Source organism: Polynucleobacter asymbioticus (assembly GCF_018687575.1).
Taxonomy (GTDB): Bacteria; Pseudomonadota; Gammaproteobacteria; order Burkholderiales; family Burkholderiaceae; genus Polynucleobacter; species Polynucleobacter asymbioticus_C.
Genome location: NZ_CP061297.1, coordinates 1,519,587 through 1,533,578, shown reverse-complemented (window position 1 = coordinate 1,533,578; position 13,992 = coordinate 1,519,587). Strand labels below are relative to the sequence as shown.

Below are 13,992 nucleotides of genomic sequence, written 5' to 3'. Positions count from 1 at the left end.
CTTTTATAGTTTTAGGCAGGCTCGAGAGTAATCTGAGCCTAAGCCCGCTCCTTATCAGAGCGGGTTTTTGTTTTTAGGACTGGGATGGCGGATTCGGCTCGAATTCGCAAGCTTCTTCAATTGGTAGGCTGTTGTCTTTGGCAAAGTTCATGACAAAGTCGAGTGCTCTTGGATCAAGATCTCTTAGTCTGGTATCAATAACAACGCATTTCACTTGTGCAATAACCACTGGTCTGACATAAGGCGAGTAAGTGAAGCGGGGGTCGCCAGCATCGCCTGGTGGGCGAAAAGTGGCCATCACCCCGCAAAGACGTTCGGCCCAGTCGCTGGGACGAAAAGGTTTGCCAGAAGTTGTAATGCCTTGAATGAAAAGCTTTTTGTGGTTCAAGTTGGCGTAAGAATCGTTGTAAAGATAAGTATTAATGAGCCCTCTAGCTTAACAGTCTGAGATGGCCATAAGATGACTTTAGGAACTATTTTCGTGCAGTCTGATGCCTCATACAAAAAATGCAAGCTAAAACTTTAGTAGAAAGCTCAACAATGACATCTTTGGCAAAGCCTCAAGTGCCTGGCCAGGTTAAGCATTACTTGCAATTTGCTGACCTGACTCGCGAAGAGTACGACTATCTCCTGAAACGCTCTGCTTGGCTCAAGACTAAGTTTAAGAGTTATGAGACTTGGCACCCCTTACACGATCGTACTTTAGCCATGATCTTTGAGAAGCATTCGACTCGTACTCGCCTTTCCTTTGAGGCGGGCATACACCAGCTTGGCGGTCACGCCGTATACCTCAACACCAGAGATACCCAGTTGGGTCGTGGCGAGCCTGTAGAGGACGCTGCGCAGGTCATTTCAAGAATGACTGACATCATCATGATCCGCACCTTTGGCCAAGAGATTATCGAGCGCTTTGCTGCTAACTCCCGTGTGCCAGTGATTAATGGCTTAACCAATGAATACCATCCCTGCCAAGTATTGGCCGATATCTTTACCTTTGTAGAGGCGCGCGGTCCGATTCAGGGTAAAACCGTTGCTTGGGTAGGTGACGCCAACAATATGGCCTACACCTGGATACAGGCAGCCGAGTGTTTGGACTTCCAAATTCGCTTCTCCGCTCCTAGTGGTTATCAATTGGATGACTCCAGATTGACTGCCAAAGCCTTGAAGCACCTGACGATTTGCGCCGACCCAAAAGATGCTTGCAAAGGTGCTGATTTAGTCACCACGGATGTATGGACCAGCATGGGTTACGAAGATGAAAATACTTCACGCATGACTGCCTTTAAGGATTGGATGGTGGACGAAGAGTTGATGTCTTTGGCCAAACCAGATGCTCTGTTTATGCATTGCTTGCCAGCACATCGTGGCGAAGAGGTTTCTGCAGAAGTGATTGATGGTCCTCAAAGTATCGTTTGGGAAGAGGCTGAAAATCGTCTGCATGTTCAAAAGGCTTTAATGGAGTATCTGCTCTGCGGCCGTTTGGATTGATTGCTGAAGTAATTTATTTTTATTAGTTGTTGCTTAATTTTTTTGATTGAATAGAAATCATGTCCGATATTAAAAAAGTAGTTTTAGCGTATTCCGGTGGTCTTGACACTAGCGTGATCTTGAAATGGCTTCAAGACACTTACCAATGCGAGATTGTTACATTCACTGCCGACTTGGGCCAGGGTGAAGAGTTGGAGCCAGCACGTGCTAAGGCCTTGCAGTTTGGCATCAAGCCAGAAAATATTTTTATCGATGACTTGCGTGAAGAATTTGTGCGTGACTTTGTATTCCCGATGTTCCGCGCCAATACGATTTATGAAGGTGAGTACCTTTTAGGTACTTCTATCGCCAGACCATTGATCGCTAAGCGTCAAATTGAAATTGCTCGCCAGACTGGCGCTGACTCTGTATCGCACGGCGCTACCGGTAAAGGTAACGACCAAGTTCGTTTTGAGTTGGGCTACTACGCGCTTGAGCCAGGAATCAAAGTAATTGCTCCATGGCGTGAATGGGATTTGCTCTCACGTGAAAAGTTGATGGCTTATGCAGAAAAGCATGGGATCCCAGTTGAGATGAAGCATAAGCAAGGTGGCTCACCTTATTCTATGGATGCCAACTTGTTGCACATCAGTTACGAAGGTCGTCATCTCGAGAACCCAAATGCCGAAGCTGAAGAGTCAATGTGGCGTTGGACGGTCTCTCCTGAGAAAGCTCCAGATGCCCCAGAAATTATTGAAATTGAATTCCGTGCTGGTGATCCAGTAGCAATTAATGGCAAAGCCTATAAGCCACATGAATTGTTGGCCGAACTTAATCGCATCGGTGGCATGCATGGTATTGGCCGCCTTGACTTGGTTGAGAACCGTTTTGTTGGTATGAAGAGCCGTGGTTGCTATGAAACTCCTGGCGGCACCATTTTGTTGAAGGCGCACCGCGGTATTGAGAGTATTACTTTAGATCGTGAAGTGGCACACCTTAAAGACGACTTGATGCCACGTTACGCCAGCTTGATCTATAACGGTTTATGGTGGGCGCCAGAGCGTCTCGCCTTGCAAACCTTGATTGATCACACGCAGCAGATGGTCAATGGTGTTGTACGTCTGAAGCTTTACAAGGGATCTGTTTCTGTGATCTCACGTGATTCAGCGAACACATTGTTTGATCAAACGATTGCCACTTTTGATGATGATGGTGGCGCGTATAACCAAGCAGATGCGGGTGGATTCATTAAGCTCAATGCTTTGCGTATGCGGATTGCTGAAACGGCAAGACGTAAGCGTGCCAAATAATTTAGATAAATAACTCACTAATAATTTAGATTAGAAAGAATAAAGATGCAATTTGATCAAGTTTCTGTAGGCAAAAAAGCCAATGTATTTTTTGACGGTAAGTGCGTATCCCATACTGTGACCCTGCCAAATGGTGTTCGTAAATCTGTTGGCGTAGTGTTGCCAAGCACTTTGCGTTTTGACCTCAGCACCAAAGAGATCATGGAAGTAGTGGATGGCAATGCCTTTGTCAGCATTAACGGCGCTCCAGAGGTCGAGTTCAAAGCTGGCCAAAGCTGGGAAGTAGAAAAGGGCGGTTATTTCATCATCCGCGCCGAATCACCAGTGCACTATGTTTGCCACTTTGAATAAGTAAGCAAGGAGGGTATACCTCTTGCATCCAAAAGAAAACGCAGACCTCGGTCTGCGTTTTTTGTTTCGTAGCTTCAGCCTACCTCTTATTTCTTGGGTAGGCCTTGAATGACTGTGCCTGGCACGATCACTCTTTCAGAGAACCACTGTTTATTCATCTCCAATGCATAACGCACTGCTGCTTTAGGGCAGTGGTTGTTGGTGGTCTCGGCCTGCATCTCTTCAATATTCACAATCTTGCCATCGTCAGCAATGAAGGCAATAGACAAAGGAATCTTGGTGTTATTCATCCAGAAGCAATGACCAGCTTTTTGCTCAAAGACAAAGAGCATGCCAGAGTTGGTGGGCATACTGGTGCGATTCATAAGCCCGACTTCACGTGCTTTAGGTGTATCGGCTAACTCCGCTTGTATGCGATAGATGCCAGTCTTGAGTTCAATTGTTGGCAGGCCAACATTCTGCTGTGCAAACGTAACGCTTGAAAAAATGCTAACGATCGCTACCAGTGAAAAAATAAATTGTTTGATAATGATTAAGCGCATGGTGTTCTGAGTGATCGGTAAAGGTGCAGTCAATTCTAAGGCAGGGCTTACCTTGCAAAGAAATGTGGACGAAAAAAAACCCAGGAACAAGTCCTGGGTTTTTAATAATGATCTAAAGCAGATTAAGCTGCTTGGATATTAGTAGCTTGTTTGCCTTTAGGGCCTTGGGTAATGTCAAACGTTACCTTTTGGTTTTCCTTGAGGGTTTTGAACCCAGGCATTGTGATTGCGCTGAAATGCGCAAACAACTCTTCTTCACCATCATCAGGTTTGATAAAGCCAAAACCTTTTGCATCATTGAACCACTTAACAATTCCGGTCGCCATGCGAACTCCATTACATAAACTTAAAACAACCGTGATGAGGGTGAATACTTTTTAATCAGTCTCGCTCTACAACACGCCTAAATAGGACTTCAAATAAAGCCTACCCCCTGATTGTTTGCCCTTTATGGTGGGGTGTCAAGGGGGTGGGTAAAGATAGTTACTGCTAAAGACCCCTTTTTTTATTGAAAAATGCCCCAATATGGGCTTAAGAGGGCTTTCTTGATGGTTTTTTGCAACAAAGCCCTCAAATCCATATTTTTATATCTGTGTTTAGAATGTTTCTCATGAGTCGTACAACGAAAAACCCTACTGTTGGTAATCCCAACAACCCCTACATTGAGGACACCATTCTTCTCGAAAAGCAGGCCGAGAAACTGAAGGCTCCCTCGATGTATAAAGTTTTACTATTGAATGACGATTACACGCCAATGGAATTTGTGGTGATGGTCATTCAGGAGTATTTTAATAAAGACCATGAGACAGCTACACGGATCATGTTGCAGGTTCATTTAGTTGGCAAAGGCATTTGCGGTGTATTCACACGTGATGTTGCGGCAACAAAAGTGCATCAAGTTATCGAGCTATCCCGCGAAGCGGGTCACCCACTACAGTGCACTATGGAGGAAGCATGATTGCCCAGGAACTAGAAGTCAGTTTGCATATGGCGTTTGTTGATGCGCGAGCTTCAAGGCATGAATTTATTACGGTCGAGCATTTGCTTGCCGCCTTGCTGGATAACGCAACCGCAGTCGAGGTCTTAAAAGCCTGCGCCGTCAATATTGCAGAGTTGCGTGCACAACTCAAAAATTTTATTAATGACAACACACCCGTTGTTCCTGGTAATGATGAAGTTGATACGCAGCCAACCCTCGGTTTTCAGCGTGTCATTCAGCGCGCCATCATGCACGTACAGTCAACTTCAAGTGGCAAAAAAGAAGTGACTGGTGCAAACGTGCTGGTAGCCATCTTTGGTGAAAAAGATTCGCATGCAGTGTATTTCTTGCAGCAGCAAGGCGTGACCCGCTTAGATGTCGTGAACTTTATTAGCCATGGTGTACGTAAAGATCAAGCAGAGAGCGTGAAACCCGCTGAGTCGACTCAAGAGGCTGAAGATACTTCCTCTGGTGGTAAGGAGAGTCCATTAGAGCAGTACACCCAAAACCTCAATGTTCTGGCTAAGCAGGGCAAGATTGATCCGCTCATCGGTCGCGATAGCGAGGTTGAGCGGGTGATACAAGTTCTGTGCCGCCGCCGTAAAAATAATCCACTATTGGTAGGCGAGGCTGGCGTCGGTAAGACTGCAATTGCTGAGGGTCTAGCCTGGAGGATTGTCAAAGGTGATGTGCCCGAGATCTTGGCTGATGCCACAGTCTACTCATTAGACATGGGCGCGTTATTGGCAGGTACAAAGTACCGCGGTGATTTTGAGCAGCGCCTCAAGAGTGTGTTGAAGTCTTTAAAAGATAGCGCCCACGGTGTTTTATTTATCGATGAGATTCACACCTTAATTGGTGCGGGTGCTGCATCGGGCGGAACTTTGGATGCAAGTAACTTATTAAAGCCTGCGCTCTCGAATGGCCAACTGAAATGTATCGGTGCCACTACCTTTACTGAGTACCGCGGTATTTTTGAGAAGGATGCTGCGCTGTCACGCCGATTCCAGAAGGTGGATGTGGTTGAGCCAACTGTTGATCAGACTGTGCAAATCTTGCGTGGCCTCAAGTCTCGCTTCGAAGAGCACCATGGCGTTAAATATGCTTCAGCTGCATTAGTAGCTGCTGCTGAACTGTCTTCACGCTATATCAATGATCGCCATTTGCCGGATAAGGCAATTGATGTGATAGATGAAGCTGGAGCAGCGCAACGTATTTTGCCAAAATCCAAGCAGAAGAAAACCATTGGTCGCCCAGAGATTGAGGAGATCGTAGCGAAGATTGCTCGTATACCGCCGCAGTCTGTAACTGTGGATGACCGTAGCAAACTCCAAACCTTAGATCGTGATATTAAGAGTGTGGTGTTTGGTCAGGATCCTGCCATTGAGGCCTTAGCAAGTGCCATTAAGATGACTCGCGCAGGTCTTGGCAAGATCGATAGACCGATCGGCTCATTCTTATTCTCCGGCCCTACTGGGGTTGGTAAGACTGAAGTTGCTAAGCAGCTTGCCTACATTTTAGGTATTGAGCTTTTACGTTTTGATATGTCTGAGTACATGGAGCGTCATGCTGTCAGTCGCTTAATCGGTGCGCCTCCAGGATACGTAGGCTTTGATCAAGGCGGCTTGCTGACTGAGGCTGTTAACAAGAAGCCGCATTGCGTTCTCTTGCTAGATGAAATTGAAAAGGCTCATCCGGATATTTTCAATATTCTCTTGCAGGTAATGGATCACGGCACTCTCACAGATAACAATGGTCGTAAGACGGATTTCCGTAATGTGATCATCATCATGACAACGAATGCTGGTGCCGAAGCGATGCAAAAATCGACTATTGGATTTACCAATGCGCGTGAGTCTGGCGATGAGATGGCGGATATTAAGAAGTTCTTTACACCAGAGTTCCGCAACCGTTTAGATGCGATTGTTTCCTTCAAGGCACTTGATGAGACCATCATCATGCGCGTGGTGGATAAGTTCTTAATGCAGCTAGAAGAGCAACTCCATGAGAAGAAGGTAGATGCCACATTTAGCCCGGCATTGCGTGCACATTTAGCTAAGCATGGCTTTGATCCGCTCATGGGTGCAAGACCAATGCAACGCATCATCCAAGATACGGTTCGTAAAGCACTTGCTGACGAACTACTCTTTGGAAAATTAGCTCAGGGTGGTCATGTGGATGTCGACATTGATACTGATGGCAAAGTTCAACTGCAGTTTGATGCCCCGGTGATTCAAGGTAAGAGACCAAAAGCTGATGTAGCTCCAGTCGAAGAGATCTAAGTCTTGCGAATGTATTTCTGAAGTGATGACAGACTGCAAAGACCACCTTCGGGTGGTTTTTGCATTTCAGAATAACCCTAAATAATTAATGTTATCCGTGCCATCTGCTGCTTAGGACTCATTCGGGTGCCGAGGCTCTTTAGTAATCAGTTGTATCTATTGTTGAGTTTAGAGAGTATCTTAAGGGCAACCCACAGCTGATAACTGTTACAGCATTGGGCTTTTCAACATCACGTAACAGTCGTCCTCTCTAGCGAATTAGAGTAGGTCTCACCCCTCTCAGAAAATTCTTATATGTTAAAAAAACTTGCATTGGCAAGTTTGATTGCACTCGTATTTAATAAGCCTTTTGCCCAAATTACAGTTGATACTACTGGTGGTACTACAGGTGGTGCTGTAACGAGTAGCCCGCTTAGCAATTCTGTTTCAACAACTGGAGCCTCTTCATCAACATCTCAAGGTGGCACCGGTGGATCAGTGGGAAGCATCACAACAGGCGCCTCGACTTCCGCCGGGGGTACTGGCGGGTCTGTAGGTAATATCTCTACAGGTGCTTCAAGCTCGCAGGGGAATACTTCGGGCAATACAACCGTCACATCAACCTATGCTGCTCCTAAGATTCCTGTCGCCACAGCATTTTCCCCGGCCAATCACCCTACCGCTCCGTGCATGGGATCTACATCGATTGGGGGTACTGCAGTGCTTTTTGGCTTTAGTGCTGGCTCATCCTGGGAGGCAACTGAATGTATGACATTTGAGGCAGCAAGATCATTCGATCAGGCAGGGATGTTTGAAGATGCATTGGCCATTAAATGTACCAGTAAGTATTCTGCAGCAGCGCCTAGTTGTATTAAGTTGCGCCAACATCAGGAAAGGGAATTGCAAAAACAGCAATCAGCTCAATTTGAAAAACCGCAGCAAGTATCGTCGGCTAGAGTATTGGGTTTCTATACAGAGAGCATTGATCCAATAACTGGATATAAAACAATTATTGATACTCGAGGAACAATTCTGCGCCCCATCATTGATAGATGATCAAACTCTACCAGTACTTCCGAACCCGCCGGCACCACGACTACTTTCAGTGAACTCCTCAACCACTTTGAGTTCTACTTGTTGTACTGGCATAACTACTAGCTGAGCTAGACGCTCCATCGGTTCGAGTTTGAATGCTGTAGAGCCGCGATTCCAAGTGCTCACCATCAGTTGACCCTGATAGTCAGAGTCAATTAACCCCACTAGATTTCCAAGAACGATGCCATGCTTATGACCTAGGCCGGAGCGCGGGAGGATGAATGCTGCATAGCGTGGATCTTCAACATAGATTGCTAGGCCTGTTGGGATCAGCACCGTTTGTCCCGGAGCAATTTCAATAGTCTCATCAATGCAAGCGCGTAAATCTAAACCAGCGCTACCAGGGGTGCCATAGGTAGGCAATTGGTCGCGCATGCGCTCATCGAGAATTTTGACTTGAAGTTCTTGCATGGAATTTCCTAAAACGAGTTTAAATTTTCCTGGCGACTAGTTGAATGAGCTGACGTGCAAGCTGAAGTTTTTCAGCCTTTGCAATTTTCTTGCTACCGCTCTCATCAACGATAAGTAATTGGTTGAGATCGCTGCCAAAGGTATCTGGGCCAATATTGCCAACGACCATTGGAATGCCTTTGCGCTTACGCTTCTCTTCAGCATGATTTTGGAGATCGGTAGACTCTGCTGCAAAGCCTACGCAGTAGGGATGCGCCTTGCCGCCTTTGGTTTTCACTGTCTTTGCCACATCGGCAAGGATGTCAGGGTTAGCTACGAACTCGAGAGTTGGGGCCTCTTTTCCTTGGCGCTTGATCTTTTCTTTGGCTGGCTTGGCAATACCCCAGTCTGCAACTGCCGCTACAGCAAAGAAAATATCGCAATCATTTGATTGCATGGTAGCTGCATGCATCTCTTTAGCGCTGATGACATTGGTACGGGTAATTTTTCCAGTGGCTGCTAAAGGAGTATCTAAATCGCAAGGGCCGGCTATGAGGTGAACCTCTGCGCCAGCCTCAACAGCAGCGCGAGCGATTGCAAAGCCCATCTTGCCAGAGCTGCGATTGGTAATACCGCGGACGGGATCAATCGCTTCAAAGGTAGGGCCTGCAGTAATGAGCACCCGTTTACCCGCCAATGGTTTTTTCTGGAAGAAGGCAATGAGTTGTTCGGTAATTTCAGCTGGTTCGAGCATGCGTCCAAAACCTACTTCGCCACATGCCTGAAAGCCACTTGCTGGCCCAAGTAATGTGACTTTGTCTGCAACGAGTCGTTCAGCACTTCTTTGTGTTGCTGCATGTTCCCACATTTGCTTATTCATAGCGGGTGCAAGTAATAGAGGGCAATCTCTTGCTAGGCAAAGCGTAGTGAGTAAGTCATCAGCCAAGCCTAGAGAAAGTTTGGCCATCAGATCTGCGCTTGCTGGCGCAATCAGAATGGCATCAGCTGCTCTAGAGAGTTCAATGTGCGCCATATTGTTAGGAATACTGCTATCCCATTGGCTGGTGTAAACCGGATTGCCTGTCAGCGCCTGCATTGTGACCACTGTTACAAATTGCTGAGCAGCTTCTGTCATGACCACTTGAACGCTAGCACCTTCTTGCATTAATTGGCGCGCTAGCTCTGCGGACTTATAGGCCGCAATGCCACCAGAAATGCCGAGTACGATTTTCTTATTTAAAAGTGATTGCATGGCGCCAGCTTAAAGGGATTGGGAGGTTTTGCCAAATGACTTGCGCAACTCGCCCCAAATAATAAGGGCTGCACCGATACAAATGGCGCTATCAGCAATATTGAATGCCGGCCAATGCCAGTTAGCGTAATGGAGGTCAATGAAATCCACCACAGCACCATACATGATGCGATCTAGGACATTACCTAGTGCGCCACCCAGAATGAGGCTGAGAGCCCAGCAGAGCATTTTGTCACCCAGGCTCTTACGTAGCAACCAGAGGATATAAGCAGAAGCAGCTAAGCCAAGGACTGTAAAGAACCAGCGCTGCCAACCTGAGCTCTCCGCCAAAAAAGAAAACGCTGCTCCTGGATTGAAAAGCAATAACCAGTTCATAAATGGCAAAACAGGTTCTGGCACACCTAATTGCAGATTACTGAGGGCAGACCATTTACTCAGTTGGTCTAGCAAAAGCGTAACGATTGCAATCGCTAAGTAACGGAGAAGTGATAGGTTGGCGTTCATAGATCCTAATGAGTTTGCACTTTTTTGTTATGCAAACAAACGTGATTCGCCGTCACCAAAAAGATTACTAATGCAACGACCACACAACTCTGGATGTTCAGCGTTAGTACCTACATCTTGGGTGTGATGCCAGCAGCGGCCACATTTCTTATATTGACTACCGCGTACGAGTACCTCAAGACCTGCATTGCTCAGCTCTATGTTGGCGCTAGAAGTAATTGTCACAAAGCGTAAGTCATCTTCAAGAGAATGCAAAATCGCAAAATCGACATCACCCACCTTGATAGTGAGTTCCGCTTGCAGTGATGAGCCTACATTGCCGGCTTCACGTTCAATCTCAATCGCCTTAGTTACCTCAGAGCGAATTTCACGTACACGGTTCCATTTAGCAAGGAGTTCAGTAGCTTGGGCAATTTCTGGGAAAGCCCCAAACTCTTCCATGAAGATAGACTCTTTAGCTTTTTCATCCGCACTATGCGGGAATGACAGCCAGGCTTCCTCAGCAGTAAAGGAGAGGAAGGGGGCTAGCCACTTGAGTAGGTTGCGGGTGATGTGGAAGAGGGCGTTCTGCGCAGCACGACGTTCTTTCGAATCCGGTGCGCTGGTATACAGACGGTCTTTCAGAATGTCTAAGTAGAAGCCGCCTAAATCTTCTGAGCAGAAAGTCAGCATACGCGCTACCGCAGGTTGGAACTCATAGGCCTTGTAGTGCGCTTGAACATCTTGTTGCAATTGATTGGCGAGTGCAACAGCATAGCGATCAATCTCTAGCCAGTCACTTGCGGGCATTGCATGCTTGCTTGGATCAAAGTCAGACAGATTCGCCAATAAGAAACGTAATGTATTGCGAATGCGACGATAGCTTTCTACCACGCGTTTCAGAATTTCATCAGAGATCGTCATCTCTCCGGAGTAATCGGTAGACGCTACCCACAGGCGAATGATCTCTGCGCCCAACTTATCGGCAACTTGTTGTGGAGCGATCACATTACCTACAGACTTACTCATCTTGCGGCCTTGGCCATCAACGGTAAAGCCGTGTGTCAGCAGTGCTTTGTATGGTGGCTTGCCATCAAGCATTGCGCCGGTGAGAAGAGAGGAGTGGAACCAGCCACGATGTTGGTCTGAGCCCTCTAAATAAAGGTCAGCTAAACGACCGTCTGCATTATCCGCTTCTGGTCGATAGAGTTCATTGCGGTGTGAGCCACGAATGACGTGCCAATGGGTGGTACCAGAGTCAAACCAAACGTCTAGGGTGTCGCGATTCTTTTCGTATTGAGCAGCTTCTTCGCCAAGCAGTTCAGCCACTTCGAGTTTTTGCCAAGCTTCAATACCTTCTTTTTCAACGCGCTTGGCAATTTCCTCGAGCAACTCGGCTGTACGTGGATGTGGCTCACCACTTTCCTTGTGAACAAAGAAAGCCATGGGCACACCCCATTGGCGTTGACGTGACAGGGTCCAGTCAGGACGGTTGGCAATCATGCTGTTTAGACGCTGCTTACCCCACGCTGGGAAGAACTCAGTGTTTTCGATCCCTGCGAGTGCAGTCTCGCGCAAACTGGCGCTGCCATCGGATGGTTTCTTATCCATACTCGCAAACCACTGTGAGGTCGCACGATAAATAATCGGTGACTTGTGACGCCAGCAGTGCATGTAGGAGTGGATATAAGTCTTGTCACGCAAGAGACTGCCTGCTTCACGCATCGCTTCGACAATCTTGGGATTGGCTTTCCAAATATATTCATTGGCAAAGAGCGGTAACCAAGATGCATACACACCATTACCCATGACTGGATTCAGAATGTCTTTATCCGCCAATTTGTTTGCTTTGCAAGACTTGAAGTCTTCTTCACCATAGGCTGGTGCAGAGTGCACTACGCCAGTACCAGTATCGAGTGTGACGTACTCAGCTGGGTAGATGGGTGAGAGGCGCTTGTAACCTTCATGCAATGGAGCGAGCGGATGCCAGAAAGAGATATTGGCTAACTGACTACCTAAGCAAGTGGCAATCACTTTTCCTTCAAGGCCAAAATCTTGCAGGCAGGTTTCTACACGGTCTTCTGCCAAGATGAGCATCTTGTCGCCAGTGTCAACGAGGGCGTAGCTGAGCTCAGGATGAACATTGAGTGCTTGGTTTGATGGAATAGTCCAAGGAGTTGTTGTCCAGATCACAATCATTCCAGGCTTGGCTGGAATTTCAGTCAGACCAAATGCCTTTGCAAGTTGTGGACGCTGCGCTTCATCAAAAGCAAATCCCACATCTACAGTTGGATCAGTCTTGTCTTGGTATTCCACTTCGGCTTCAGCTAATGCAGAGCCGCAATCAAAACACCAGTTCACCGGTTTGAGGCCGCGGAAGACGTAACCTTTTTCCCAGATCTTCCCAAGTGCACGAATTTCATCTGCCTCATTACGGTAGTTCATGGTGAGGTAAGGATTGTTCCAATCACCCAACACGCCCAAACGCTCAAAGTCTTTCTTCTGCTTATCTACTTGCACCTTGGCATACGCACGTGCTTTTGACTGGACTTCAGCAGTCGGTAAATTTTTACCAAATTCTTTTTCAATCTGAATCTCAATTGGCATGCCGTGGCAATCCCAGCCTGGGACGTATGCAGAGTCAAAGCCCATTAACCAGCGGGACTTGACGATCATGTCCTTCAGAATCTTATTGACCGCATGACCAATATGAATATCGCCGTTTGCATAGGGAGGGCCATCATGCAAAATAAATTTTGGTTGATTGGCATGTGCTGCGCGAATCTTTTCGTAGAGCTTATTTTTCTGCCATTGCGCAACCCATTGAGGCTCTCGCTTAGGTAGGTCTCCCCGCATCGGGAACGACGTCTCTAGAAGATTGACGGGATAAGAGTTTTCTTTTTCAGACATAAGCTTTTTTCTGGAAATAATTTCTGGCATGCGCTGCATCAGATGCAATCGCCTTGGTAAGGGTGTCGAGGTCAGAGTACTTCGCCTCATCACGGATTTTTTCTAAGAGCTCTACGGTAATAATTTTTCCGTAGACATCGGCGCTGTAATCAAAGATGTGGGTCTCAAGCAATACGCGACCTTCATCCTCTACCGTTGGCCTCACGCCGAGACTTGCTACAGCAGGCAGTGGCTTGTCTCCAAGCCCCAAAACTTGGGCGGTAAAAATTCCAGAGCAGGCAGGCTTGCGATGATGCAAGTGATTGGCAACGGCGAGATTCAGGGTGGGGAAGCCTAAGGTGCGCCCCAGTTTTTGTCCATGGATGACATGACCAGAGATGCCGTAAGGGCGCCCCAATAATTTTGTTGCTTGATCCATATCGCCGCTAGCTAATGCATTGCGCAATGCCGAGCTGGAAATGCGTTCGCCATCTTCTTGCACGGTATGAATGCTTGACACTTCAAAACCCAATTTCTCACCTGCTTCTTTGAGACTTGCAAAATCTCCTGCGCGTTTTGCTCCGTAGCAAAAATCATCACCAATCAAAATCCATTTCGCATTGAGCTGCTTAAGAATAATTTCAGAAACAAATTCTGTGGGATTGAGACGAGCAAATGCGGAATTGAAATGTTCTACCACTACACGATCGATGCCAATATCGGAAAAGGCAGCAAGCTTGTCGCGTAAATTCAGAATTCGTGGCGGAGCTTGTTCTGGGGAAAAGAATTCTTTAGGGTGTGGTTCGAAAGTCATTACGCAGCTAACCAAGCCACGCTCTTGGGCGCCATCCTTGAGTTGTTTGAGCAGGGCGCGATGACCCCTGTGCACGCCATCGAAATTACCGATGGTTAAGGCACAAGCCGGTCCTGCAGAAAACTGGGTGGGGCCACGGAATACGTTCACTAAATCGCT

Annotated in this window: 14 protein-coding genes; 6 read left to right on the top strand and 8 right to left on the bottom strand. The window is 47.0% G+C overall.

Going from position 1 to position 13,992, the window contains the following annotated elements; translation table 11 throughout:
• Window positions 1-73 precede the first annotated feature (73 nt).
• Entirely contained in the window at window positions 74-388 is a 315-nt protein-coding gene (locus AOC19_RS07740; protein WP_215375633.1) for a DUF3579 domain-containing protein, read from the bottom strand.
• Between the two features lie 152 nt (window positions 389-540).
• Here AOC19_RS07740 and argF point away from each other — a divergent pair, with 152 nt between their 5' ends.
• The 3 genes from argF to AOC19_RS07725 are packed head-to-tail and all read left to right on the top strand — an operon-like array spanning window position 541 to window position 3,128.
• Window positions 541-1,488, top strand: a complete 948-nt coding sequence (gene argF / locus AOC19_RS07735; protein ID WP_215375630.1) for an ornithine carbamoyltransferase — start codon at window positions 541-543, stop codon at window positions 1,486-1,488.
• A gap of 59 nt (window positions 1,489-1,547) precedes the next feature.
• The gene (locus tag AOC19_RS07730; protein WP_215301905.1) at window positions 1,548-2,777 is read left to right on the top strand and encodes an argininosuccinate synthase; all 1,230 of its coding nucleotides are present in this window, start codon (window positions 1,548-1,550) and stop codon (window positions 2,775-2,777) included.
• A 45-nt stretch (window positions 2,778-2,822) separates the two neighbouring features.
• Window positions 2,823-3,128, top strand: a complete 306-nt coding sequence (locus tag AOC19_RS07725) for a pyrimidine/purine nucleoside phosphorylase (RefSeq protein WP_015421889.1) — start codon at window positions 2,823-2,825, stop codon at window positions 3,126-3,128.
• 86 nt (window positions 3,129-3,214) lie between these two features.
• Here the strand turns inward: AOC19_RS07725 and AOC19_RS07720 are convergent, their stop codons facing one another.
• The gene (locus tag AOC19_RS07720; protein WP_215375627.1) at window positions 3,215-3,670 is read right to left on the bottom strand and encodes a DUF192 domain-containing protein; all 456 of its coding nucleotides are present in this window, start codon (window positions 3,668-3,670) and stop codon (window positions 3,215-3,217) included.
• 122 nt (window positions 3,671-3,792) lie between these two features.
• Window positions 3,793-3,996: a cold-shock protein gene (locus AOC19_RS07715; protein WP_011903586.1), complete on the bottom strand. Its 204-nt coding sequence runs from the start codon at window positions 3,994-3,996 to the stop codon at window positions 3,793-3,795.
• Window positions 3,997-4,271: 275 nt separating this feature from the next.
• Between AOC19_RS07715 and clpS the strand changes: the two genes are divergently transcribed.
• The 3 genes from clpS (at window position 4,272) to AOC19_RS07700 (ending at window position 7,966) form a co-directional block, all read left to right on the top strand.
• Window positions 4,272-4,628, top strand: coding sequence for an ATP-dependent Clp protease adapter ClpS (gene clpS / locus AOC19_RS07710; protein WP_251368013.1), 357 nt, complete (start codon window positions 4,272-4,274; stop codon window positions 4,626-4,628).
• Entirely contained in the window at window positions 4,625-6,931 is a 2,307-nt protein-coding gene (gene clpA, locus AOC19_RS07705) for an ATP-dependent Clp protease ATP-binding subunit ClpA (protein ID WP_215375624.1), read from the top strand. The genes clpS and clpA overlap by 4 nt, the downstream gene beginning before the upstream one ends.
• A 294-nt stretch (window positions 6,932-7,225) precedes the next feature.
• Entirely contained in the window at window positions 7,226-7,966 is a 741-nt protein-coding gene (locus AOC19_RS07700; protein WP_215375621.1) for a hypothetical protein, read from the top strand.
• Here the strand turns inward: AOC19_RS07700 and dut are convergent, their stop codons facing one another.
• Genes dut through AOC19_RS07675 form a run of 5 tightly spaced genes read right to left on the bottom strand, consistent with a single transcriptional unit; the run spans window position 7,967 to window position 13,983 of the window.
• Window positions 7,967-8,416 (bottom strand): dUTP diphosphatase, encoded by a 450-nt coding sequence (gene dut, locus AOC19_RS07695; protein ID WP_215375618.1) that lies wholly within the window; start codon window positions 8,414-8,416, stop codon window positions 7,967-7,969.
• A gap of 19 nt (window positions 8,417-8,435) precedes the next feature.
• Window positions 8,436-9,647, bottom strand: coding sequence for a bifunctional phosphopantothenoylcysteine decarboxylase/phosphopantothenate--cysteine ligase CoaBC (gene coaBC, locus AOC19_RS07690; RefSeq protein ID WP_215375615.1), 1,212 nt, complete (start codon window positions 9,645-9,647; stop codon window positions 8,436-8,438).
• 9 nt (window positions 9,648-9,656) lie between these two features.
• Window positions 9,657-10,151 carry a signal peptidase II gene (lspA, locus tag AOC19_RS07685; protein WP_215375612.1) on the bottom strand — a complete coding sequence of 165 codons (495 nt, stop codon included), beginning with the start codon at window positions 10,149-10,151 and terminating at the stop codon, window positions 9,657-9,659.
• Between the two features lie 27 nt (window positions 10,152-10,178).
• On the bottom strand, window positions 10,179-13,058 hold the full coding sequence (gene ileS, locus AOC19_RS07680; protein WP_435367692.1) for an isoleucine--tRNA ligase: 2,880 nt from the start codon (window positions 13,056-13,058) through the stop codon (window positions 10,179-10,181).
• A complete protein-coding gene (locus AOC19_RS07675; protein ID WP_215375606.1) occupies window positions 13,033-13,983 on the bottom strand; it encodes a bifunctional riboflavin kinase/FAD synthetase in 951 nt (316 codons plus the stop codon). The genes ileS and AOC19_RS07675 overlap by 26 nt, the downstream gene beginning before the upstream one ends.
• Window positions 13,984-13,992: the final 9 nt, after the last annotated feature.

Excerpts from the sequence above, each read along its gene's own strand:
- AOC19_RS07725 (WP_015421889.1), top strand. The coding sequence starts at position 2,823 with ATGCAATTTGATCAAGTTTCTGTAGGCAAAAAAGCCAATGTATTTTTT.
- dut (WP_215375618.1), bottom strand. The coding sequence starts at position 8,416 with ATGCAAGAACTTCAAGTCAAAATTCTCGATGAGCGCATGCGCGACCAA.
- lspA (WP_215375612.1), bottom strand. The coding sequence starts at position 10,151 with ATGAACGCCAACCTATCACTTCTCCGTTACTTAGCGATTGCAATCGTT.
- clpA (WP_215375624.1), top strand. The coding sequence starts at position 4,625 with ATGATTGCCCAGGAACTAGAAGTCAGTTTGCATATGGCGTTTGTTGAT.
- argF (WP_215375630.1), top strand. The coding sequence starts at position 541 with ATGACATCTTTGGCAAAGCCTCAAGTGCCTGGCCAGGTTAAGCATTAC.
- AOC19_RS07700 (WP_215375621.1), top strand. The coding sequence starts at position 7,226 with ATGTTAAAAAAACTTGCATTGGCAAGTTTGATTGCACTCGTATTTAAT.
- AOC19_RS07715 (WP_011903586.1), bottom strand. The coding sequence starts at position 3,996 with ATGGCGACCGGAATTGTTAAGTGGTTCAATGATGCAAAAGGTTTTGGC.
- AOC19_RS07730 (WP_215301905.1), top strand. The coding sequence starts at position 1,548 with ATGTCCGATATTAAAAAAGTAGTTTTAGCGTATTCCGGTGGTCTTGAC.
- clpS (WP_251368013.1), top strand. The coding sequence starts at position 4,272 with ATGTTTCTCATGAGTCGTACAACGAAAAACCCTACTGTTGGTAATCCC.
- coaBC (WP_215375615.1), bottom strand. The coding sequence starts at position 9,647 with ATGCAATCACTTTTAAATAAGAAAATCGTACTCGGCATTTCTGGTGGC.
- AOC19_RS07720 (WP_215375627.1), bottom strand. The coding sequence starts at position 3,670 with ATGCGCTTAATCATTATCAAACAATTTATTTTTTCACTGGTAGCGATC.